This is a genomic window from Arthrobacter sp. P1_B11 (assembly GCF_056406715.1).
In genome coordinates this window covers 381,592-403,120 of record NZ_JBFTZQ010000001.1, presented here as the reverse complement: position 1 = coordinate 403,120, position 21,529 = coordinate 381,592, and the positions used below count along the sequence as shown (strand labels likewise).

Below are 21,529 nucleotides of genomic sequence, written 5' to 3'. Positions count from 1 at the left end.
GATTCCGGCGTTTAAAGGGCACTTTGGCCGACGCATCCGCGGCGCCAGCGGGCCGCCCCAAAAAGATTGTCCAGGTTTACCCATCCACCGCCCGGCACCGGCCGAATACCCAGTGAGACACCAACCAAGGGTCGGTGCCCACAGTCGGAATAGGGCCAGGTGCGGGGTGAAAAGCCTTCCCCGCGGGCAATGATCGGCACAACCAAGGAGAATCGAAATGCAGTCATTCAAGCGCACAACTTTCACCGTCGCAGGTGTTGCAGCCGCAGCCCTGCTTAGCCTCACCGCCTGTGGCGGTTCGGCGACGACGGCCCCAAGCTCTTCTTCAGCGGCGGCAGAACCGTCCGCCTCCAGCATGGCGCCCTCCCCTTCGGAGAGCTCCTCGGCAGCAATGGACCCGGCAGCCAACCTGGTGGGTCCCGGCTGCTCCGCTTATGCTGCGAAGGTTCCCAGCGGTGCAGGCTCCGTTTCGGGCATGGCCCTTGACCCGGTTGCAGTAGCTGCCTCAAACAACCCGCTCCTGAAGACGCTCACCGCCGCTGTTTCCGGCAAGCTGAACCCGAAGGTGAACCTGGTGGACACCCTCAACGGCAGCGAGTTCACTGTCTTCGCGCCGGTGGACGACGCCTTCGCAAAGATCGACGCCGCCACCATCGAGACGCTCAAGAAGGACGATGCCCTGCTGAGCAAGATCCTCACGTACCACGTGGTTGCCGGCCAGATCACCCCGGACAAGATCGTCGGCACGCACAAGACGGTCCAAGGCGGATCAGTAACCGTCACCGGAAGCAAGGATGCGCTCAAGGTTGACGGTGCCAACGTGATCTGCGGTGGTGTCCAGACGGCGAACGCCACTGTTTACCTGGTGGACTCGGTGCTGATGCCCAAGTAGCCGCCCAAGTCTCACGACGGTGGAGACTGGGACTCCGCCGGGACGGGGAAGCCGCGGCCCGCACCTGGAGGTGCGGGCCACGGTTTTTGCGCGTCCGGGGCGCTCCGCCCGTCAATTAGACTGGGAGGCGGGGCCAGCAGACCGCAGCCGCCCACGTGCAGCCAAGCAGCCCAGAGGTGATCATCGAGTGCCCAGCAGTATGACGCGACGCACGGCCATTAAGGCCGGTGCCGTTCTCCTGGGCTTGACGCTCACCTCCTGCACCGGTGAAGCCGCCCCGCCGCCGTCCTCCTCGGCCGCCACCCCCACGCCGTCGGTGAGCAACCCCACCGCGACGTTCAAGTTCGGCACTGCCTCACAGCCCCTAGGCCTTGACCCCGCCCTTGCCAACGACGTCGAATCCCAGCGCGTCACCCGGCAGGTCCTTGAAGGGCTCGTGGGCGTCAACCAGACCACGGGCGAGCCGACGCCGCTGCTCGCCACCGAATGGACGGCATCCGCGGACGGCCGCTCCTATACGTTCAAGCTCCGCCCCGGCGTACAGTTCCATGACGGCTCGCCGTTCAACGCCGAAGCGGTCTGCACCAACTTCGAGCGCTGGTTCAAGTTCCCCGAAGCACTCCGGAGGCAGGCAGCGGGCAGCACCTTCAAGGGCGTCTTCAAGGAACATTCGGATCAAGCAAGCCTGTCCGTCTTTAAGGCCTGCAAGGCACTGTCACCGCTGGTGATCAGGATCGATCTTACGGAGCGGTTCACCGGTTTCCTCCAGGCGTTGACGCTGCCCGCCTTCGCCATCTCCTCCCCCAGGGCCCTCGCCTCGGGACGGGCCGACGTCCTCAGCCAGAAGCGCGGCAGCCAGGCAATATCGGCCTACGCCACCCGTCCGGTGGGCACGGGACCATACCGTTTCTCCGCCTGGGACAGCACGAGTGTCACGCTCGTGAGCAACAAGCACTACTGGGGCGACCGCGGGCAGATCGCCACCATTCATTTCATCACCTACGACCATCCGCAGACGCGGCTCCAGGCACTGCTCGACGGCAAGATCGACGGCTACGATGCCGTGACGGTTGGAAACTTCGACCAGCTCGTCAAACGCGGAAAGCAAATCATCCAGCGTGACCCCTTCTCGGTGATGTACCTCGGCATGAACCAGGAAGTGGCCGTGCTTCAGGACCTCAAAGTCCGGCAGGCCATTGAACTGGCAATCGACAAGGACACCCTCATCCGGCGGTTCTTCATCGACAACACGGCGCAGGCTTCCCAGTTCGTCCCGCCGAAGCTCAGCGGCTTCAACAACAACGCGCCGGCCCTCGGCCATGACCCGGCTAAGGCCAAAGAGCTGCTGGCCGAGGCAGGTTATAAGGGCCAGCCGCTCAAGTTCTATTACCCCATGAACGTCACCCGGCCCTACCTTCCCACTCCGGAGAAGATCTATGCCGAGATCAGCCGTCAGCTCACGGAAGTGGGCCTCAACGTCCGGCCGGTTCCCGTTGACTGGACTGACGGATACCTTCAGAAGGTCCAGTCCCCGGGAGACCACGCCCTCCACCTGCTCGGCTGGAACGGCTCCTACTCCGATGCGGACAACTTCCTGGGCCCGCTGTTCGGCGAGAAGAACGGCGAGTTCGGATACCAGGACCCGCAGGTCTTCTCCAAGATCAACCGCGCCCGCGGCCTGCCTGACGGCAAGGAGCGGACGGAGCAGTACCAGACGATCAACGCCCAGATCGCCGAGACCGTGCCTGCAGTCCCGATCGCGTTCCCCATTTCGGCGCTGGCGCTCTCGGACCGCGTCATCAGCTACCCCGCGTCGCCGGTATTAAATGAAGTTTTCACCAAGGTCCAACTGAGGCCTTGACGGAAGGGGCCAATTTCAGTTAGTGGGCGGTGCGGGGATATTCTGTGACAGCCAGAGCCGCTGCTATCGGAGACTGATTGTGACCTTCATTTCCAAGACCCAACATGCCGACGTCGTCCTGATTGGCGGCGGCGTCATGAGCGCCACGCTGGGTGCCTTCATCAAGCAGCTAGAACCCAACTGGACCATTTCCCTGTTCGAGCGCCTCGACGAAGCCGGCCTCGAAAGCTCGGGACCCTGGAACAACGCCGGCACCGGACATGCCGCCCTGTGTGAGCTTAATTACTCGCCCGCAGCCAAAGACGGCTCGGTCGACCCCTCCAAGGCGCTGCACATCAACGAGCAGTTCCAGCTGTCCCGCCAGTTCTGGTCCCACCTTGTGACGAACTCGCTGATCGGATCCCCCAAGGGGTTCATCAACACGGTCCCGCACATGAGCTTCGTGATCGGCGAGGACAACTCCAGCTTCCTCAAGGCCCGCTACGACGCGCTCAAGCAGCACCCGCTGTTCCGCAGCATGGAGTACTCCGAGGACTTCGCCCAGATCGGCAAATGGGCTCCGCTCATCGTCGAGGGCAGGGATCCCCAGCAGCGCATTGCGGCGACGCGCGCCGCGGAGGGCACCGACGTCGACTTCGGTGCGCTGACCCGGGAGCTGACCACCTACCTGGGCAACAACGGCGTTGAGATCAATTACGGCCACGATGTCTCCGACATCAAAAAAGCGGCCGACGGCGGTTGGGACCTTTCGCTCAAGCACCCCGCGTCCGGGGAGCGCGGCAACATCCACGCCAAGTTCGTGTTTGTCGGGGCGGGCGGCGGGGCGCTCCACCTGCTGCAGGCCTCCGGCATCCCGGAAAGCAAGGGCTACGGCGGGTTCCCCGTGTCCGGCCAGTTCTTCCGCTGCACTGACGAGTCCCTCGCCTCCCAGCACAACGCGAAGGTGTACGGCCAGGCATCCGTCGGAGCCCCGCCCATGTCCGTTCCGCACCTTGACACCCGCTATGTCGGCGGCAAACGCTCACTCCTGTTCGGCCCGTACGCCGGCTTCTCCACGAACTTCCTGAAGAACAGCACCTGGCTTGACCTCCCGCTGTCCATCCGCCCCGGCAACATCATCCCGATGCTCGCCGTGGCCAAGGACAACATGGACCTCACGGCCTACCTGGTGAAGGAAGTGGCCAAGCGCCATGGGGCCAAGGTTGAGGCCCTCCGCGAGTACTACCCCGAAGCCAAGGACGGCGACTGGGAACTTATTACCGCCGGCCAGCGTGTGCAGATCATCAAGAAGGATCCGAAGAAGGGCGGCGTCCTCCAGTTCGGCACCGAGGTGATTGCTGCCCGTGACGGTTCCATCGGCGCTCTGCTCGGCGCATCGCCGGGCGCCTCCACCGCCGTGCCGATCATGATTGAGCTCCTGCAGAAGTCCTTCCCCAAGAACTTCAAGGGTTGGCAGTCCAAGCTGAAGGAAATGATGCCGGGCTACGGCGTCAAGCTCAACGACAACCCGGAGCTGGCAGCGGAGCTCGAAAAGGCCACGGCCAAGGCCCTCCAGTTGGAAGCGACACCCGCAGTCAATCGCTAAGACCCTGGCCGGGTTGCGGCAGGCTCCACCACAGGCAACAGTCCGTCAACCCCTTCAGGAGACCAAGCAATGTTCCGGCTGGCCAGTCTTTCCCTCGGGAACCGCGCGCTGATTGCGCTGATCACCATTTTCGCGGCGGTGTTCGGCGTGATCACCATGTCCTCGCTGAAGCAGGAACTCATTCCGTCCATCGAGTTCCCGCGGATCACGGTGATCACGTCGATGCCCGGAGCCTCGCCGGAGGTTGTGGACAAGCAGGTCAGCCGTCCGCTCGAAACGGCGCTGAACAGCGTCGAGGGCCTGGAATCGACGTCGTCGACTTCACGGAACGGCGTTTCGCAGATCAGCATGGTGTTCACCTACGGATCCAACCTGGACCGCGCCCGGAACCAGATCGACCGTGCCATTTCCAATGCCAAGCGCACGCTTCCAGAGGACGTCCAGCCGCAGGCCATCGCGGGCAGCCTGAGCGACTTCCCTATTGTTTTCCTGGCCGTCTCCTCCAACAAGCCCCTGAGTGAGCTGAATACCGATCTCCAGCGGCTGACCGTCCCGCGACTGCAAAAGCTCGACGGCGTCCGCGGCGCCGATGTGACCGGCGGAGCAAGCCAGCACATCCTGATCCTGCCGAGGACGGCCAGCATGGCATCCAGCGGCGCGACGGTCCAGTCGATCCGCAACGCACTGACCAACAACGGGGACCTCGTCCCGGCCGGAACGATCGAGGACAAGGGCCAGAGCCTGTCGCTGCAGATCGGCAGCCCGGTGGACTCCGTCGCCGCCGTCAAGGCGCTGCCGCTCAGCGGCGCGAAGGACGGTGCCACGATCGGTACCGTGGCGGACGTCAGCATCAAGGATGACGTCCGGACCTCCATCACCCGGACCAACGGCAAGGAAACTCTCGCCGTCTCCGTCACGAAGAAGCCCGAGGGCGACACCGTGGCGATCTCCCACGCAGTCAAGGACGCCCTGCCCCAACTGGAGGCCGAGCTCGGCTCGAACGCCAAGTTCACGCCGGTGTTCGACCAGGCGCCGTTCATCGAGAAGTCCATCAAGGACCTCACCACGGAGGGCCTGCTGGGACTGGGCTTCGCCGTGGCAGTCATCCTTGGGTTCCTCATGTCGGTCCGGTCCACGCTCGTCACGGCCGTGTCCATCCCGCTGTCGCTCCTGATCACTTTCATCGGACTCTCGGGCACCGGCTATTCGCTGAACATCCTCACCCTCGGCGCGCTCACCATCGCCATCGGCCGGGTGGTGGATGACTCGATTGTGGTGATCGAAAACATCAAACGCCACCTCAGCTACGGCGAACCCAAGCTCACGGCCATTCTGACGTCCATCCGCGAGGTGGCGGGGGCGATCACCGCATCGACGCTCACCACGGTGGCCGTCTTCCTGCCCATCGCTTTTGTGGGTGACCTTGCCGGCGAGCTGTTCCGTCCCTTCGCGCTGACGGTCACCATTGCCCTCCTGTCCTCGCTGCTGGTTTCGCTGACGATCGTTCCGGTCCTCGCATACTGGTTCCTTAGGTCGCCGGCGGACGCTCGGACCGCCGGGGCAGCACCGCAGTCCGCCCGCGACATTGAGGCCCGGGCCCACGAGGCGGAACAGCGCAGCCTCCTGCAGCGCGGGTACCTGCCCATCCTGACCACAACGCAGAGACACCCGGTGCTGACGCTGATCGCCGCCGTCCTGGTACTGGGCGGAACCGCGGCCATGACTCCCCTGCTGGCCACGGACCTGCTGGGACGCTCCGGCGAGAACAGCATGACGGTGAAGCAGGAGCTTCCCGCCGGCACCAGCCTCCAGGACACCAGCACGGCGGCGCAGAAACTGGAGGACGTACTGCTCGGCATCGACGGCATTAAGGACGTCCAGGTGACGTCCGGCAATGCGCAGGCCGGCTTTACCGCACTGACTTCGTCGGGAGCCTCCAACTCCACGTTTACCGTCGTCACGGCAGAGAAGGCCAACCAGGCACAGCTTCAGGAGACGGTCCGCACCGAACTGGCAAAGGTCAGCGGATCCGGCAAGATCTCCGTGGGCTCCCAGCAGGGCGGCTTCGGTACGTCGTCCACCGTGGACATCACCCTTCGGGCCGCCACCTCGGCGGACCTCAAAAAAGCCAGCGACTCCTTGGTCCGGGCAATGGACGGTGTCCCCGGCAGTAACGAGGTCACCACCAACCTGGCCGCCAGCCAGCCCGTGGTCCAGGTCAAAGTGGACCGGGCCAAGGCGGTGGCTGCGGGCCTGAACGAAGAGCAGGTGGCCGGCGTCCTGGCGTCGACCATCAGCCCCGTCCCGGCGGGCACCGTGCGCATCGAAGCCGACGACTTCCCGGTCCGCATCGGCGAAGGCACACGTTTTACCAGCATCGCTGCCATCCGTGCCATCCCGCTTCCGACCGCCCGAGGGCCCGTGCCGCTGAGCAGCATTGCCGCCGTCAACGCGGTGGACGTGCCGGTCTCCATCACCTCAAGCAACGGCCAGCGGACAGCGCAAGTCTCGGTCACGCCGTCGGGCGCCAACCTTGGTGCGGTGAGCGCCGAAGTCCAGAACCGGCTCAAGTCCGTGGGCCTTCCGGCCGGCGTCACCGCCGAAATCGGCGGCGCCACCACCCAGCAGGCCGACTCCTTCCGCCAGCTCGGGCTCGCCCTGCTCGCAGCCGTCGCCATTGTCTACGTGATCATGGTGGCCGCGTTCAAGTCCCTCATCCAGCCGCTGATTCTCCTCGTCTCCGTTCCGTTTGCGGCCACGGGCGCCGTTGCCCTGCTCCTCATCTCCAAGGTTCCGCTGGGGCTGCCGTCGCTGATCGGCATGCTGATGCTGGTGGGGATTGTGGTGACCAACGCGATTGTGCTGATCGACCTGATCAACCAGTACCGGAAACCACAGGCGGGCAACCCGGGCATGAACGTCGCCGATGCCATCACCCACGGTGCCCGGCGGCGTCTCCGCCCCATCCTCATGACTGCGCTGGCCACCGTGTTTGCGCTGACCCCCATGGCCCTCGGCATCACGGGCGGCGGCGGGTTCATCTCGCAGCCGCTGGCCATCGTGGTGATCGGCGGCCTGGTCTCCTCGACGGCGCTGACCCTGGTGCTGGTCCCGGTGCTGTACCGGCTGGTGGAGGGGCGCCGGGAGAAGAAGGCGCTCCTGCGCGAGCTGAAGCAGCGCCCCGGCTTCGTCGCGGCGGACGACGTCGACGCCGAGTTTGCCGACTGGACGACGGGCATGATCCCGAAGGTCAGCGGACGGCGGGCAGCACCCGGAGCCCTGGAAGAGTAAGAACCGGCCCGTCCAAACCGTAAACCGTGAAGCCGTCCTGAGCGATCAGGGCGGCTTCACTGTTGCCCGGGACCTGCCGGGAATAACTTGCCGTGCTGAACGTTACATCAAGCGATAGATGCAAATGCATGTAAATCGGTTACAGTTGAAGTAAGCCAGGACAGTTCGGACAACGGAAGGCACATCATGCAGATCGGCGTATTCAGCGTCAGCGACATCACCCAGGACCCCACCACGGGCCGTACCCCCACCGAGAATGAGCGCATCAAGGCGTCGGTGGCGATCGCCCGGAAGGTCGAAGAAATCGGTATGGACGTCTACGCCATCGGCGAGCACCACAACCGGCCGTTTTTCTCCTCCTCACCCACCACCACGCTGGCGTACATCGCCGCGCAGACCGAGCGCATCACGCTCTCCACGGCCACGACGCTGATCACCACGAACGATCCGGTCAAGATCGCCGAGGACTTCGCGATGCTGCAGCACCTCGCCGACGGCCGCGTGGACCTGGTGCTGGGACGGGGCAACACCGCGCCTGTCTACCCCTGGTTCGGCAAGAACATCCAGGACGGCGTCGAACTCGCGATCGAGAACTACAGCCTGCTGCGCCGGCTCTGGGACGAGGACACCGTCAACTGGTCAGGCAAGTTCCGCACGCCGCTGCAGAACTTCACCTCGACGCCGCGCCCGCTCGACGGCGTAGCCCCCTTTGTGTGGCACGGCTCCATCCGCACGCCCCAGATCGCGGAGGTGGCGGCCTACTACGGAGACGGCTTCTTCGCTAACAACATCTTCTGGCCCAAGGAGCACTACCAGCAACTGATCGGCCTGTACCGCGAACGCTACGAGCACTACGGGCACGGCAAGGCGGACCAGGCGATCGTAGGCCTCGGCGGCCAGTTCTTCATGCGGAAGAACTCGCAGGACGCCGTCAAGGAGTTCCGGCCGTACTTCGACAACGCCCCGGTCTACGGCCACGGCCCGTCCCTTGAGGACTTCACCTCGCAGACCCCGCTGACCGTGGGCAGCCCGCAGGAAGTCATCGAGAAGACCCTCACCTTCCGTGAGTTCTTCGGCGACTACCAGCGCCAGCTGTTCCTGATCGACCACGCCGGCCTGCCGCTCAAGACGGTCCTCGAGCAGCTCGACCTGTTCGGCGAAGAAGTCCTGCCCGTGCTGCGCAAGGAGTACGCCGCCCTGACGCCGGCCCATGTTCCGGATCCGCCCACGCATGCCGGACGGGTCGCTGCACGGATGGCAGCCCAGGACGCGGCCTCGCACTCCGAAGCCGGCCAGGCTGCAGCTTCCTCCGCGTCCTCCGCGCTGGAGGCGTGATGCCCGCCCGGACTGCCCCGGCCGCCTCGCCGGTCAGGCTGGCTGCCGAGACCTGGGAATCCCTGTTCCGTGCCCAGGTTGCCGTGATGCGCCGGCTGCAGTCCGGGCCTGCGTTCAAGGACTTGGCCGTGAATGAATACGACGTCCTGTTCACGCTGTCGCGGTGCCCCTCCGGGTGGCTTCGCCTGAACGAGCTCAACGACAACGTGCTGCTGAGCCAGTCGAGCCTCAGCCGGCTGGTTGAGCGGCTGGAAAAGCGCGGCCTGGTGGAGCGGATGCCGGCTCCCAGCGACGGCCGCGGTGTCCTGGTGAAACTCACGGACCAGGGGGCGCAGTTGCAAAAGCAGATCGGCCGCGAGCACGTCCGGGAAATCGCTGAGCTGGTCTCGCCGGCGCTGACGGCTGCGGAGCAGCGGGAACTGCTGAGGCTGACCGAGAAGCTGCGCACCTCGTTGCCGCGCTAGGGCCGCCGCCGGCAGGTGCCAGCGGGCCGCGGGCGCTGTACTTCCCGGTGGGCCGTACAGTCCCTAGCGGATGACGGCGAGCTTGTCCGGGTCGTCGACCGGCAGTTCGCCGTTCACCACAGCGGTGACCCGCATCTCCCGCAGCGCCAGGCTGCCGCCCACGGTGGAGAGGAAGGCCGTGTCTGAGGAATCTCGGCCGGCGGTGATGCGCAGCATCGCTTCCCTGGGCGCAAGGCCGGTGGGATCGATCACCTGCCAGGCGCCGTTGATGTGCGCCTCCGCCACGGCGTGGAAATCCATCGGGGAAAGACCCGGGGCGTACACCGCGGCAAGCCGCGCGGGAACATTCTTGGCGCGGAGCAGCGAGATGGCCAGATGGGCATAGTCCCTGCACACTCCGCGGCGGTTCAGGAGGGTTTCCACGGCACCGTCGGTTCCGCGGGACGAGCCGCTGACGTACCGGAGTTCACTGAATACCCAGTTGCGCACGGCGTGGAGGAGTTCTTCTCCCTGAAGACCGCCGAACTCGGCATAGGACGTGGGGAGGAGCCGGTCCGATTCCGCGTAGCGGCTGGGGCGGACGTAGCGGATGAGCTCCATGAGGGAGGCCTCTTCCGGCTCGGCGAACCCCACGACCGTGGCCGAGTATTCCACGGTTACTTCCGTGGGATCGGCAAACTCCATGTAGTGGAACCTGCCGCCGTGGTGGTCCGACAGCTCCGTCAGGGGAACGGGCCCGTCCCCGGCTGTCACCGAAAGAGTCTCGTCGAGGGAGCTGTAGCCCGGATTCCTGGCCACGGAAATGGCCAGCGCCACTTTGGTATCGGCCACGGTCTTGAAGACCAGTCGGGCAGCCACAGTGCGTTCCATGTTTCTCCGGGGGTGTGAGGACAGCGGACGTCAGTCGCGGCTGCGAACCCGGTGGGTGTGCCGGAGGCAGCGGACTAGTTCTTGATCTCCAGAGACATTAGCATCCGCTGGACATTGGCGAATTCCGAGCCCCCGTTCACGTAGTCGGCAGCCTGGTCCAGGGTGTCGAAGGCCTTGGCCGGCGCCACCGTCTCGTCCGGTGCGAACGACTTCAGCGAGCCCACATCGCTGAAGGAGTAGTTGCCCTTGCCTTCCAGTCCGCGGACCACGTTCTGCAGCTGGCAGGTCTTGGAGTCGGCTCCACCCACCAGGTTGGTGATCCCGTACGAGCCGAAGAACCGGTAGCCCTGAAGCACCCTGAACACCACATGCGGGGAAATCGTGCCCTCTCCCCCGCTGTGGGGCAGCTCCACCGGGACGCTGCTGACAACAACGTAGGACTTCCGGGCGGCCGGGGCGCACGTGGCCGGAGCGGCATCCGGCAGTCCGGTCCGGAGCGTGGCGAGATAGGTCCCCGCCGCGTCCTTGACCTCAACCTTCACCGCGCCGGGCAGCGTTCCCTTGTCCGCCTCCACCGACTGGGCGATCCATTCTTGGGGAAGTTCGAAGCTGATCTTCTTGGCGGGGTCGGTGAAGACCTTCCACGCCGACGCCGTCGCCCCGGGTTTCGCTGACGGGCCGCCCGAAGCGGTGGCAGAGGAAGTGGCTGTTCCCGGCGTTGCTCCGGGAGCCGCGCTGCCGCCGCCGGGCTCCACGGTCCAGACCGGTGCGCCTTTGCCTGCGGAGCTGCAACCTGCCAGCAGCGCCGCAGCAAGCACCGCGACGGCGGCCACGCGGTTCCCGCGGGAGACTGTCATCCCTGTCATGCCTCCAGCCTAGCCGCGGCAGGGCTCCGCCCGGGGTCTTCGATCCCCGTGTTTCGCAGGCTGACCCCGGGCTTTCCGGGTCCGTAAAGAGGACTAGGCTGGGGGGCATGGCGGAACACGAGCTGGACGCGGCAGAGAAGACCCTGGCGGGCATGTCCGCCGTCGACATCGCTGACTGGCGGCTGCGCACGTTTGCCTTATACGACACTGTCCGCAGAATCGCGTCGGACAACCCTGCGGAAGCGCATGCGTACTGGCGGCAGGAGCGGGACCGGATGTTCGGCACGCACCCCGCGTCCGCCCTCACAGCGGAGGCCAAGGCGAGTTTCGGCGGCCTCAAGACAGCCGACTACGATCCCATCTACCGTTTCCACGTGCCCCTGACCAAGGAGGGCGCCGGCCGGGAAATGAACGTCGAGACCGGCACCGACGGTCTGGTTAGATTCGTCAGGCTGGGAACGTTCGACCTCCCGGAGATGGGACAGCTGGCGGTCTGGAAGCTCATTGGCTACGGCGGGGGCATATTCGTTCCCTTCCGCGATGCCACGGCAGGCCAGCCCGGCGGCAGCTACGGCGCAGGCAGGTACCTTCTGGACACGATCAAGGGCGCCTTCCACGGCGTGCGCGGTTCAGGCCCTGATGCGCCCTTCGTGCTGGACTTCAACTTCGCCTACAACCCGTCGTGCGCCTACAACGAGGCCTGGGCCTGCCCGCTCGCCGGCCCCTCGAACCGCCTGGCGGTCGACATCCCGGTGGGCGAACTGTACTAGGTTCACTACGATGGCTGGATGACTCCAGCTCCCACGCGGCGGATTGCACGCGTCCGCCCGCTCTCCACTGCGACCGACAGCCCGGCCCACTCCGCCGGCGAGCAGTTCTTCGTTGCCAACTCTGCCGCCGACTTCGCCAGCGACGCCGGCAGGCAGTGGACGGTCATCGATACCCCCTTCACGGGCTCGCCCGCCAACGCGAGCAGCACTCCGCGGACGGGCTGGGAGCCGGGGGCCACCGTGCCGCAGGAGGAGTTCGAGTTCCTGGCCCCCAGCGTGCCGGCCAACGTGCTGGGCATGGCCCACAACACCGGCAGGGCCGGCCGGGACCTGCCCGCCCAGGCTTTCCACAAGGCCGCCACCAGCGTCATCGGCCCCGGCGACGCAATTGAGCTGACCGCCGGCGTCGGGCTGGTGGAGCCGGAAGCGGAACTGACGGTCGTCGTCGGCCGCACGGCCAAAGGCCTGACGCTCGAAAACGCCCGGACCGCCATCCTGGGATTCACGATCGGCAACGATGTCACTGCCCGGGACCTGCAGAAGTCTGACGACCTCTGGCTGAGCGCGAAGAGCCAGGACACCTTCACGCCGGCCGGCCCCTGGATCGTGACAGGGCTCGATGACGCGGACCTGCCCATCGGCATTGTCCACAACGGCGCGGAACTGACACCGGCAAGCACCGCGGACCTCGGCTGGAAGGTGGACGAAATTCTGGTCTACCTGAGTTCATTCATGACCCTGCATCCCGGCGACCTGGTCCTCACCGGTTTCCCGGCAGCTACCGCCCGCCTGGAGCCGGGCGACGCCGTCACGTGCAGGGTCGGCGGCATCGGCGAACTTACCAACCCGGTCAGAGCGGCGCATTCGCCCGCCTGATGTGGCAGGCTCGAGCTGATGTGGCAGGCTGGAGCGATGGAATCGTCCGCTCCGCCCGTTGCCGAGCCGCAGACGCGACCGACCCGGCGGACGGAATCGGCACGGCAGTTCCCGGCCACCAGGCACTACCGGGGAATTCTGCGGTACCCCGTCATCCGCCAGCTCATCCGTTTCACGGGCGTGGGCATCGTATGCACTGCGACGTCCCTTGCCCTGTACGCGCTGCTCCGGCCGTGGATCGGTCCGCAGCCCGCCAACGCCGCCGCGCTGATCATCACGTCAGTCATGAACACGGCGCTCAACCGCAGGCTGACGTTCAAAATCACGGACCAGCGCAGGAAGGCCCACGACCACCTCAACGGCCTGGTCCTGATCGTCGTGGCCCTGGTTATCACCGGTGGCAGCCTCGGCGTTCTCCACTGGCTCCGGCCTGACGCCACGGTGGCCGATGAATTGTGGACCACCACGCTTTCCGGTTTCCTGGCCACCGCCGTCAGGTTCACCATGCTCAGGCACTGGATCTTCCGCCGCGCCCGCCACCGCTAGCCATGCACGGCGTCAGCTGTTACTTACTGGGGAACGCGGCCCAGGGTGCGGACGCTTCCGACGGCGGTCCGCACCGCGACGGCGGCAGCCTCAAGATCCGCTTGGGTCACGGAGGACGCAAAGCTGAACCGGACCGCAGTCTGGGCAACCTCGGCTCCGACGCCGAGGGCGAGCAACACGGGAGACGGTGCGTCGGATCCCGCAGCGCAGGCCGAGCCGCTGGAGCACAGCACACCCTGGCGCTCCAGCTCCAGGAGCACGGATTCGCCGCTGGTTCCCGGGAAGCAAAAGGATGCCACAGACGGCAACCTCTCCACAGGATGACCTGTCAGCACAGCGCCGGGAACACCGTCCAGCACCGCAGCGATGAACGCGTCCCGGAGCAGGGCCACCCGTTCCGCGAGCGCCCCCTGTTCGGCGTGGGCCAGGGTGAGCGCGGTGGCCAGGCCAACAGCCCCGGCCACGTTTTCCGTGCCGGATCGCCGTCCGCGTTCCTGGCCGCCACCGTGGACCAGGGGCTCGGTCCGGGTCCGGCCCCGCACGAAAAGGACCCCGCAGCCTTTCGGTGCACCGAGTTTGTGCCCCGAAATGGTCAGGGCGTCCACGCCGAGGGTCTTCACGTCCACGGGCAGCCACCCTGCAGCCTGTACCGCGTCCGTGTGGAACGGAATCCCGCGCTCCCGGGCCAACGCCGCGAGGGCGGCCACGGGCTGAACCGTGCCCACCTCGTTGTTGGCGTACATGACGCTGATAAGGGCAGTTTCGGGCCGAAGGACGGCAGCCAGCGCTTCAGGACTCACCGTTCCATAACGGTCCACGGGCACCACGTCGACGCTGAAGCCGTGGAAGCGCTCCAGGTACCGTGCGGATTCCTCAACGGCAGGATGCTCGACGGCGCTGATCACCACCCGGTTCAGGGCCGGGTCCGCGGCCTGCCGGGCCAGGGCTATCCCCTTGACCGCCAGGTTGTCCGCCTCCGTGCCGCCAGAGGTGAAAGTCACTTCCCCGGGCCGGCAGCCCAGCACCGTCGCCACTGCCTTGCGGGCCTCGTCGAGGGCCCGCGTGGCGGCGTCACCCAGCGAATGGTGGCTCGACGGATTGCCGAACTCGCCGGTTAGGAAAGGCCACATGGCGTCCAGCGCTTCGCGCCGGACGGGCGTGGTGGCTGCTGCGTCGAGGAAGATCATGGCCGGATCAGCTGACTGTCAGCTCAACGTCCAGGCCGAGATCCAGCGCAGTGACGCTGTGGGTCAGGGCACCAACGGAGATGACGTCCACCCCGGCCGCCGCAATATCGGCGACGGTTCCAAGGTTGACGTTGCCGCTTGCTTCCACCACGGCGCGGCCCCCTACCTGCTGCACGCCGGCCCGCAGGTCCTCAAGGGAAAAGTTGTCCAGCATGATGGTGTCCACGCCCGCGGCCAGGACAGATTCGATCTGTTCTGCGCTGTCCACCTCCACCTCGAAATGCGTGGTGTGGCCCAGCTGGGCTTTGGCGGCCGCCAGGAGGCTGGTGAGCTTTTCCGGATCGCCGCCGGTCATCACGGCCAGATGGTTGTCCTTGGCAAGGACGGCGTCTGAGAGGCTGTAGCGGTGGTTCGCCCCGCCGCCGCACCGCACCGCGTAACGTTCGAGGACCCGCAGGCCCGGGGTGGTCTTGCGGGTATCGGTGATCCGCGCCTTCGTGCCGTCCACCAGCCTGACGAACTCGGCCGTCCGGGTAGCGATGGCACTCATCCGCTGGGCGAGGTTCAGCCCCACTCGCTCCGCAAGCAGCACGCTGCGCGCAAGTCCGCTGACCCGTGCAAGGTGGGTCCCGGCGTCGAACGCCTGGCCGTCCGCTACGAGCAGTTCCACCTCAGTGTCGGGGTCGATGAGCAGCATCGCGTCGCGGAACACGGTTCCGCCGCTGAAGACGCCCGGAACGCGGGCATTCAGCACGGCGGTTGCGCGGGCTTCCGCCGGAATCAGCAGCTGCGAGGTGATATCGCCGTTGGGTGCGTCTTCCGAGAAGGCCCGCGCCAGGATCTCCCGGACAGGTGTTGCTGGGAGGGTCAGGCTAGTCATGGACGAGGCTCGCTTTCGGGGTCATTCTGTATCGGTTGTCAATATCTTCCGCCGGGGCTTCATCAGGCATGCTGTCATCGCGGTAGTGCGCCCCCAGCGAGGTGCGCCGTTCCCGCGCGGCAAGGACCAGTAACTGGGCGGCAAGCAGCAGGTTGGCGTCCTCATGCTCGCGGGGATCCTCCGCTTCGGTCACCTTTTCAGGACGCACGACGGCGGCCCACGCCGCAAGGGCGGCACCCGCCTCCCGCAGCTGCCCACCGGTGCGCAACACCCCGGCGTTCGCCGTCATCAGCCGCCGCAGGGCACCACGCGAGAACGGCCCCGGGTCCGGCGTAGCTTCGAACTCCCACGCGTGCGACTCAGGGGAAGAGTTGGTGGGCCGGCCTGGGTCCGATTCGACGTCGCCGCCCAGGAACGCTTCGACAGCCCGCCGTCCGAAGACCAGCCCTTCGAGGAGCGAGTTGCTGGCCAGCCTGTTGGCGCCCTGGACCCCGGTGCATGCAACTTCGCCGGCCGCGTAGAGTCCCGGGACGGTGGTCCGGCCGTGCAGGTCGGTGGACACGCCGCCCATCCAGTAGTGCGCGGCGGGCGCCACGGGGACCAGTTCCCGCGTCCAGTCAATGCCCGCTTCCCGCGTGCGCTTCGAGATCGTCGGGAAGCGCTTCTCCAGGAAGCCTGCTCCCCGGGCGTCCTCGATCACGCGGGCGTCGAGGTACACGTGGCCGTTCGGGTCCTCGAGCGCTGCAAGGTGCAGGGCGACACTGCGGGAGACGACGTCCCGGGGAGCCAGCTCTGCATCGACGTGGTACGCCGGCATGAAGCGGCTGCCGTCGGCGTCCACGAGGATGGCGCCCTCGCCCCTGACAGCCTCGGAGATCAGCAGCGGGTCCTGGTTGCCTTCCGACTCCGCCGCCTGGGCGGTGCGGACCATGCAGGTGGGATGGAACTGGAAGAACTCGAGATCGGCCACGGCGGCTCCGGCGCGCCACGCCAGGGCCAGTCCGTCCGCGGTGGCAACGGAGGGGTTGGTGGTCTGGGCGAAGAGCTGTCCGGCGCCGCCGGTTGCGAGCAGCACGGCGTCGCCCCTGACGGTCTTCAGTTGCCCGTCGTGCAGGTACTCCACGCCCGTCACCCGCCGGCCGGACTGGACCAGGGCAGTGGTGCGGGCATGGCCCAGCAGGCGGATCCTTCCGGTGGCCTGGGCCGCCAGCACAGCGCAGATCAGTGCGTTGGCTATCCCGGCACCTGTGGCGTCACCGCCCGCATGCAGGATGCGCGGCGCAGAGTGGGCGGCTTCGAGGCCCAAGGCGGGATCGCCGTCGTCGTCCATGTCAAAGCGCACGCCGAAGCGTTCCAGGCCGGCGATATCCCTGCGCGCCTCGGTGCAGAGCACCCGCACAGCGTTCGGGTTGCAGTGGCCGGCGCCAGCCTTCAGCGTGTCGGCGATGTGTGCCGCCACGGTGTCCCCCGGTGACGGTTCATCGAGAACGGCCGAAATGCCGCCCTGGGCGTAGTACGTGTTGCTGTCCGCGAGCGCGCCCTTGGTCAGCAGCACGACGTCGACTCCCGCGTCTGCCGCAAGCAGCGAGGCGTAGAGGCCGGCGATGCCGCTGCCGACGACGATCAGCCGGTGGCGGCCCGATGCCGCTGTTGCGCTGGGCTTAGTCATGCTTGGCTCACCTCGGTGTCATTGGGGTTTGGCGGCCAGCATGCGCTCGAGGGCGATTCTGGCATTTTCCTGCACCGCGTCATCCACGGTGATGCGGTTGACCACTCGGCCTTCGACGAGCTCCTCCAGCACCCAGGCCAGGTAGCCCGGGTGGATGCGGTACATGGTGGAGCAAGGGCAGATCACCGGGTCGAGGCAGAAGATCGTGTGCTGCGGGTACTGGGCCGCCAGGCGGTTCACCATATTGATCTCGGTGCCGATGGCGAACACCGTGGGCTCCTCCGCTGCGGCGATGGCCTTCTGGATGAAGTCCGTGGAGCCGGCCGAGTCGGCGGCGTCCACCACTTCCATGGGGCATTCCGGGTGCACGATCACCTGAACGCCGGGGAAGTCAACGCGGGCCTTTTCGATCTGGGCCACGTTGAAACGCTTGTGCACCGAGCAGAACCCGTGCCAGAGGATCACACGGGAGTCCAGCAGGGCCTGTTCGTCGTTGCCGCCGAGCTCTTTGCGCGGATTCCACATGGGCATCTGTTCCACCGGCACTCCGAGGGCCTTGGCGGTGTTGCGGCCCAAGTGCTGGTCCGGAAAGAACAGGACCCGCTGGCCGCGCTCGAAGGCCCATTCGAGGACCGTTTTGGCGTTGGATGAGGTGCAGACGATGCCGCCGTGCTTGCCGCAGAAGGCTTTGAGCGCGGCGGACGAGTTCATGTAGGTGACGGGGATGACCGGAACCCGGCCCGCGGCGTCGGGCTCGGTGCCGAAGATCTCCTCCAGCTGCTCCCAGCACTCCTCCACGGAATCGGCGTCCGCCATGTCCGCCATGGAACAGCCGGCGGCGAGGTTGGGCAGGATGACCGCCTGTTCAGGCTTCGACAGCGTGTCGGCAGTCTCGGCCATAAAGTGCACACCGCAGAAAACGATGGCCTCGGCGTCGGGCCTCGTGAGAGCGGCGTTGGCCAGCTGGAAGGAATCGCCAACGAAATCGGCGTACTGCACCACTTCGTCTCGCTGGTAGAAATGCCCCAGGATCACGGCGCGGTCGCCGAGGGTGGCCTTGGCTGCGCGGATGCGGGCGTCGAGTTCGGCATCGCCCGCGAGCTTGTATTCCTCTGGGAGCTGGCCCTGCCGGGGGGTGGACGGTGGGGCGACATCGGCGCTGGAGGCTCCGGGACCGTAGGCGGGGGTTCCGGCCAGGGCTTCCGCGAGGTCATAGTCCCAGGGGCCCTTGGCAAGTGCCGGGCTGCAGGTGCTGCCGGCGGCCGCTGCGGCGCCTTTCTCGGCCTGTTGACGCGTGATCAGCTGGACGGCTGTGTTGACGCTGCTCATGGGGTACTCCTGTTATCTGGGTCAAGGCCTGGACGGCCGGTAAATCGGTAGAGGCGTGGCGGGCGGTGTTTGCCGCCCTGGAGATATTCACCGGTTTCTTCGATTTCCGGCGTCGCTTTGATCTGGCGGCGGAAGTTGGCCGGGTCCAGCCGGGTGTCCAGGACGGCTTCGTAGACCTCCCGGACCTGGGCGAGGGTGAAGTACCCGCCAAGGAAGTGGTAGGCGATCGAGCCGTAGGCCAGCTTGTTCCGCAGCCGCCAGAGCGCGTAATCGACAATCGCGTTGTGGTCGAAGGCGAGGTCCCCCAGCTTGTCTGCCCGGAACCACCTGACATTTTCGGATTCGTCGGCCAGCGCGGCCTCGGTGGGCTGGACGAGGGCCCAGTAGACAATCGACACCACGCGCTGGGTCGGCGAGCGGTGGAGACCGCCGAAGGCGTAGAGCTGCTCGAGGTAGCTGGGCGTCAGGCCGGTGGTTTCGCGGAGATTCCGTGAGGCTGCGTCCTGCAGGGAATCGGCGTGCGTGAGCGGGCCGCCTGGAAGTGCCCAGAGGCCCTTGAACGGTTCGCGGATGCGCCGCACCAGCGGGAGCCAAAGGGTGGGACGTCCGGAGGCCTCGCTGGGGCGGAGTGCGAAGATCACCGTGGAAATGGCCAGCGACGGCGGAGCGGTCTGGCGCTCGGCCACATTGGCTGCGGTGGTGTACACGGTATTCTTCACCCGCTTCGCTGCGTTCCCGGGGGTCCTGCTGACCGTCCCGGTTAGTTATAGTCACAATGACTAAAACTGATTCTACGGCCCGCCCGACTCCAGACAAAATGTTTCGGCCGGCGCCGGTGGCTGTTCGGCCGTCAGCTATTTCCGCTTCCGGAGGCGACGGCCTCCAGCAATGGAAGCGTCCTGCCCTGGAAATGCGTGTTGAGGACAATCACCGAGGAGGACCGGAGCACGGTCTTTGTGGCGATCATGGCATCGATCACGCGCTGCAGGTCCGGGTTCGAGCGCGCGGCAATGCGGGCCATCAGGTCAGAACTGCCGGAGACGGTATGGATTTCGATCAGCTCCGGGATCCCGGCGAGCGCCTCCACCACGGCATCGTGGCCCAGGTCCTGGTTGATGGTCAGCGAGCAGAAGGCAACCACGGGAAACCCGAAATGGGAAGGGTCCGGGTGCGGAACCCACGATCCGATCACACCATTTGCCGCCATCCGGTCCAGTCTCGACTGGACAGTGGCCCGGGCGATCCTGAGCATCCGCGACGCCTCCAGCACGGAAGCCCGGGGCGCATCGGTGAAGAATCGCACAATTTTGGCGTCCAGTGCATCCACGTTCGCCATGTCGTCTCCGTTCGGGGCATCCGACAGCGCAAAGCGCCGCATTTGATTCAACTCACTGCACAAACTGCACCCATGGTCTCACGCGCCAAGACTGCGAGGCCTCCCGTGAGGCGGTAAATTCAAAAGGTCCCACGAGGACCCCTTTATCCAAACGACCCCAAGAAGGTACGCAGGCATGACGATGAAGTCCACGGCAGAGCGTCCGGCAGTACACCTCGGCCACAGCATGAAACCCCGGCAGCTGACCATGATGGGCCTGGGCAGCGCCATCGGCGCCGGGCTCTTCCTTGGCTCAGGGGCCGGCATCAAGGCCGCCGGCCCGGCCGTCCTGATCTCCTATCTCGTGGCGGGCACCCTGATCATCCTGGTCATGTGGGCGCTCGGCGAAATGGCTGCTGCCAACCCGAACAGCGGGGCCTTCTCCGTCTACGCGGAGAAAGCCCTGGGCAAGACCGCCGGGGCCACGGTGGGCTGGCTCTGGTGGCTGCAGTTGGTGGTGGTCATTGCCGCGGAAGCACTCGGGGCCGCCGGGCTGCTGTTCTCCGTCTGGCCCGTCATTCCGGTCTGGGCCCTGGCGCTCGCGTTCATGGTGGCGTTTACGGCCATCAACCTGGCGGGGGTCAAGAACTTCGGCGAGTTCGAGTTCTGGTTCGCCATCCTCAAGGTCGCGGCCATTGTGCTGTTCCTGGCCATCGGGGGCGCGCTGCTCTCCGGAATCCTGCCCGATGTAGCCTCCCCCGGCCTGGTCAACATCACCTCCGACTTCGCTCCGGCCGGCCTCGGCGGCATCGCGACGGCCCTGTTCGTGGTGATTTTCGCCTTTGGCGGAACGGAAATCGTCAGCGTTGCCGCGGCCGAGACAGAGAATCCGGAGCGCAGCGTCACCACGGCCATCAGGACCGTGGTGTGGCGCATCCTCGTCTTCTACATCGGCTCCGTGTTCGTTATTGCAGCAGTACTTCCGGCCACCTCTGAAGCACTCGCATCGCCGTTTGCCGGCGTTCTGGACGCTGCCCGCATCCCCGGCGCCGGGACAGCGATAACCCTGGTGGCCGTCGTCGCCCTTCTTTCAGCACTCAACGCCAACCTGTACGGCGCCTCCCGCATGGTGTACTCGCTATCCCTGCGCGGCGAGGCACCCCGCTTCCTGTCGGGGCTTAGCGGCGCCAAGGTGCCGATGGTTGCCGTGGGCGTCTCGGTGGCGTTCGGCTTCATTGCCACCGTGCTTGAGCTGCTGTTCCCGGAACGGATCCTGCCGGCACTGTTCCAGCTGGTGGGGTCCACGTGCCTCGTCGTGTGGGGCACGGCCCTGGTGTCCCAGCTGATCCTGCGCCGGCGGGCCGACCGCGACGGCACGCCTCTGCCCCTGCGGATGAAGGGCTTTCCGGGCCTGACGATATTCGGACTCGTGCTCCTGGGCCTGATCTTCGCCGTGGGCTTCAGCGCCGAGAGCAGCCGGATCCAGCTGATCAGCACGATTCTCCTGATCGGCGCCATCGCTGCCGCCTGCCGGTTGGGAGCGCGGTTCGCTGCGAAGCCTGAAACGGAGTCGGACCCCTCCCGCGACGCGTCGACCGCCAATCTCCCCAAGTAAGCAGCAACACGCACCGTTCCGAGCGGGGCCGCCACGTGGATACCGGGCCGGTGGATGCCGGGCCTATAGATGCCGGCCTGGCTGCACAGTTTGTGCAGCCAGGCCGGCATCCTGCTGTGCAGTATTGACACTCTGGTCAGCGCCTGGCGCGCTGATTGCCGGGCCAGTCCGGGGTGAC

At 66.2% G+C, this 21,529-nt stretch carries 18 protein-coding genes; 10 read left to right on the top strand and 8 right to left on the bottom strand.

The genetic code is table 11. The features are described from left to right. Positions 1 to 217: 217 nt before the first annotated feature. The 6 genes from AC1D14_RS01815 (at position 218) to AC1D14_RS01790 (ending at position 9,428) form a co-directional block, all read left to right on the top strand. The gene (locus tag AC1D14_RS01815; RefSeq protein ID WP_476880829.1) at positions 218 to 892 is read left to right on the top strand and encodes a fasciclin domain-containing protein; all 675 of its coding nucleotides are present in this window, start codon (positions 218 to 220) and stop codon (positions 890 to 892) included. Between the two features lie 199 nt (positions 893 to 1,091). Further along, a complete protein-coding gene (locus AC1D14_RS01810; RefSeq protein ID WP_230116858.1) occupies positions 1,092 to 2,753 on the top strand; it encodes an ABC transporter substrate-binding protein in 1,662 nt (553 codons plus the stop codon). Positions 2,754 to 2,832: 79 nt separating this feature from the next. After that, positions 2,833 to 4,338 carry a malate:quinone oxidoreductase gene (locus AC1D14_RS01805; protein WP_476880827.1) on the top strand — a complete coding sequence of 502 codons (1,506 nt, stop codon included), beginning with the start codon at positions 2,833 to 2,835 and terminating at the stop codon, positions 4,336 to 4,338. A gap of 69 nt (positions 4,339 to 4,407) precedes the next feature. Beyond that, a complete protein-coding gene (locus AC1D14_RS01800; RefSeq protein ID WP_476967975.1) occupies positions 4,408 to 7,629 on the top strand; it encodes an efflux RND transporter permease subunit in 3,222 nt (1,073 codons plus the stop codon). Positions 7,630 to 7,815: 186 nt separating this feature from the next. After that, positions 7,816 to 8,964, top strand: a complete 1,149-nt coding sequence (locus AC1D14_RS01795) for an LLM class flavin-dependent oxidoreductase (RefSeq protein ID WP_230116861.1) — start codon at positions 7,816 to 7,818, stop codon at positions 8,962 to 8,964. Next, the gene (locus tag AC1D14_RS01790; RefSeq protein WP_230116862.1) at positions 8,964 to 9,428 is read left to right on the top strand and encodes a MarR family winged helix-turn-helix transcriptional regulator; all 465 of its coding nucleotides are present in this window, start codon (positions 8,964 to 8,966) and stop codon (positions 9,426 to 9,428) included. Before AC1D14_RS01795 ends, AC1D14_RS01790 begins: the two co-directional genes overlap by 1 nt. 63 nt (positions 9,429 to 9,491) lie before the next feature. On the opposite strand, the gene AC1D14_RS01785 is transcribed toward AC1D14_RS01790, so the two are convergent. Then, the gene (locus AC1D14_RS01785) at positions 9,492 to 10,298 is read right to left on the bottom strand and encodes a transglutaminase-like domain-containing protein (protein WP_230116863.1); all 807 of its coding nucleotides are present in this window, start codon (positions 10,296 to 10,298) and stop codon (positions 9,492 to 9,494) included. 74 nt (positions 10,299 to 10,372) lie between these two features. After that, entirely contained in the window at positions 10,373 to 11,164 is a 792-nt protein-coding gene (locus tag AC1D14_RS01780; RefSeq protein WP_230116864.1) for a hypothetical protein, read from the bottom strand. A gap of 107 nt (positions 11,165 to 11,271) precedes the next feature. Here AC1D14_RS01780 and AC1D14_RS01775 point away from each other — a divergent pair, with 107 nt between their 5' ends. Genes AC1D14_RS01775 through AC1D14_RS01765 form a run of 3 tightly spaced genes read left to right on the top strand, consistent with a single transcriptional unit; the run spans position 11,272 to position 13,356 of the window. Further along, positions 11,272 to 11,934, top strand: a complete 663-nt coding sequence (locus AC1D14_RS01775) for a DUF1684 domain-containing protein (protein ID WP_230116865.1) — start codon at positions 11,272 to 11,274, stop codon at positions 11,932 to 11,934. 18 nt (positions 11,935 to 11,952) lie between these two features. After that, positions 11,953 to 12,810, top strand: coding sequence for a fumarylacetoacetate hydrolase family protein (locus AC1D14_RS01770; RefSeq protein WP_476967974.1), 858 nt, complete (start codon positions 11,953 to 11,955; stop codon positions 12,808 to 12,810). Between the two features lie 36 nt (positions 12,811 to 12,846). Continuing rightward, positions 12,847 to 13,356: a GtrA family protein gene (locus AC1D14_RS01765; protein WP_476967973.1), complete on the top strand. Its 510-nt coding sequence runs from the start codon at positions 12,847 to 12,849 to the stop codon at positions 13,354 to 13,356. A gap of 23 nt (positions 13,357 to 13,379) precedes the next feature. Here the strand turns inward: AC1D14_RS01765 and AC1D14_RS01760 are convergent, their stop codons facing one another. The 6 genes from AC1D14_RS01760 to AC1D14_RS01735 all read right to left on the bottom strand — a co-directional run bounded on the left by AC1D14_RS01760 (position 13,380) and on the right by AC1D14_RS01735 (position 19,757). Next, a complete protein-coding gene (locus AC1D14_RS01760; protein WP_476967972.1) occupies positions 13,380 to 14,543 on the bottom strand; it encodes a cysteine desulfurase family protein in 1,164 nt (387 codons plus the stop codon). 7 nt (positions 14,544 to 14,550) lie between these two features. Next, positions 14,551 to 15,423 (bottom strand): carboxylating nicotinate-nucleotide diphosphorylase, encoded by an 873-nt coding sequence (gene nadC, locus AC1D14_RS01755; RefSeq protein ID WP_230116869.1) that lies wholly within the window; start codon positions 15,421 to 15,423, stop codon positions 14,551 to 14,553. Next, complete coding sequence (nadB, locus tag AC1D14_RS01750; protein WP_476967971.1) at positions 15,416 to 17,092, bottom strand: L-aspartate oxidase; 1,677 nt, start codon at positions 17,090 to 17,092, stop codon at positions 15,416 to 15,418. Before nadB ends, nadC begins: the two co-directional genes overlap by 8 nt. Before the next feature lie 18 nt (positions 17,093 to 17,110). Further along, complete coding sequence (gene nadA, locus AC1D14_RS01745) at positions 17,111 to 18,421, bottom strand: quinolinate synthase NadA (protein ID WP_230116871.1); 1,311 nt, start codon at positions 18,419 to 18,421, stop codon at positions 17,111 to 17,113. Continuing rightward, complete coding sequence (locus AC1D14_RS01740) at positions 18,418 to 19,128, bottom strand: NUDIX hydrolase (RefSeq protein WP_476874727.1); 711 nt, start codon at positions 19,126 to 19,128, stop codon at positions 18,418 to 18,420. The genes nadA and AC1D14_RS01740 overlap by 4 nt, the downstream gene beginning before the upstream one ends. A gap of 143 nt (positions 19,129 to 19,271) precedes the next feature. Then, the gene (locus AC1D14_RS01735; RefSeq protein ID WP_230116872.1) at positions 19,272 to 19,757 is read right to left on the bottom strand and encodes an Lrp/AsnC family transcriptional regulator; all 486 of its coding nucleotides are present in this window, start codon (positions 19,755 to 19,757) and stop codon (positions 19,272 to 19,274) included. A gap of 175 nt (positions 19,758 to 19,932) precedes the next feature. Between AC1D14_RS01735 and AC1D14_RS01730 the strand changes: the two genes are divergently transcribed. Continuing rightward, on the top strand, positions 19,933 to 21,351 hold the full coding sequence (locus AC1D14_RS01730) for an amino acid permease (protein ID WP_476967970.1): 1,419 nt from the start codon (positions 19,933 to 19,935) through the stop codon (positions 21,349 to 21,351). The last annotated feature ends 178 nt before the right edge of the window (positions 21,352 to 21,529 follow it).

Coding starts and splice junctions, on each gene's coding strand:
- nadB (WP_476967971.1), bottom strand. CDS start 17,092: ATGACTAAGCCCAGCGCAACAGCGGCATCGGGCCGCCACCGGCTGATC.
- AC1D14_RS01760 (WP_476967972.1), bottom strand. CDS start 14,543: ATGATCTTCCTCGACGCAGCAGCCACCACGCCCGTCCGGCGCGAAGCG.
- AC1D14_RS01770 (WP_476967974.1), top strand. CDS start 11,953: ATGACTCCAGCTCCCACGCGGCGGATTGCACGCGTCCGCCCGCTCTCC.
- AC1D14_RS01765 (WP_476967973.1), top strand. CDS start 12,847: ATGGAATCGTCCGCTCCGCCCGTTGCCGAGCCGCAGACGCGACCGACC.
- AC1D14_RS01810 (WP_230116858.1), top strand. CDS start 1,092: ATGACGCGACGCACGGCCATTAAGGCCGGTGCCGTTCTCCTGGGCTTG.
- AC1D14_RS01800 (WP_476967975.1), top strand. CDS start 4,408: ATGTTCCGGCTGGCCAGTCTTTCCCTCGGGAACCGCGCGCTGATTGCG.
- nadC (WP_230116869.1), bottom strand. CDS start 15,423: ATGACTAGCCTGACCCTCCCAGCAACACCTGTCCGGGAGATCCTGGCG.
- AC1D14_RS01775 (WP_230116865.1), top strand. CDS start 11,272: ATGGCGGAACACGAGCTGGACGCGGCAGAGAAGACCCTGGCGGGCATG.
- AC1D14_RS01730 (WP_476967970.1), top strand. CDS start 19,933: ATGACGATGAAGTCCACGGCAGAGCGTCCGGCAGTACACCTCGGCCAC.
- AC1D14_RS01785 (WP_230116863.1), bottom strand. CDS start 10,298: ATGGAACGCACTGTGGCTGCCCGACTGGTCTTCAAGACCGTGGCCGAT.
- nadA (WP_230116871.1), bottom strand. CDS start 18,421: ATGAGCAGCGTCAACACAGCCGTCCAGCTGATCACGCGTCAACAGGCC.
- AC1D14_RS01780 (WP_230116864.1), bottom strand. CDS start 11,164: ATGACAGGGATGACAGTCTCCCGCGGGAACCGCGTGGCCGCCGTCGCG.
- AC1D14_RS01815 (WP_476880829.1), top strand. CDS start 218: ATGCAGTCATTCAAGCGCACAACTTTCACCGTCGCAGGTGTTGCAGCC.
- AC1D14_RS01795 (WP_230116861.1), top strand. CDS start 7,816: ATGCAGATCGGCGTATTCAGCGTCAGCGACATCACCCAGGACCCCACC.
- AC1D14_RS01735 (WP_230116872.1), bottom strand. CDS start 19,757: ATGGCGAACGTGGATGCACTGGACGCCAAAATTGTGCGATTCTTCACC.
- AC1D14_RS01790 (WP_230116862.1), top strand. CDS start 8,964: ATGCCCGCCCGGACTGCCCCGGCCGCCTCGCCGGTCAGGCTGGCTGCC.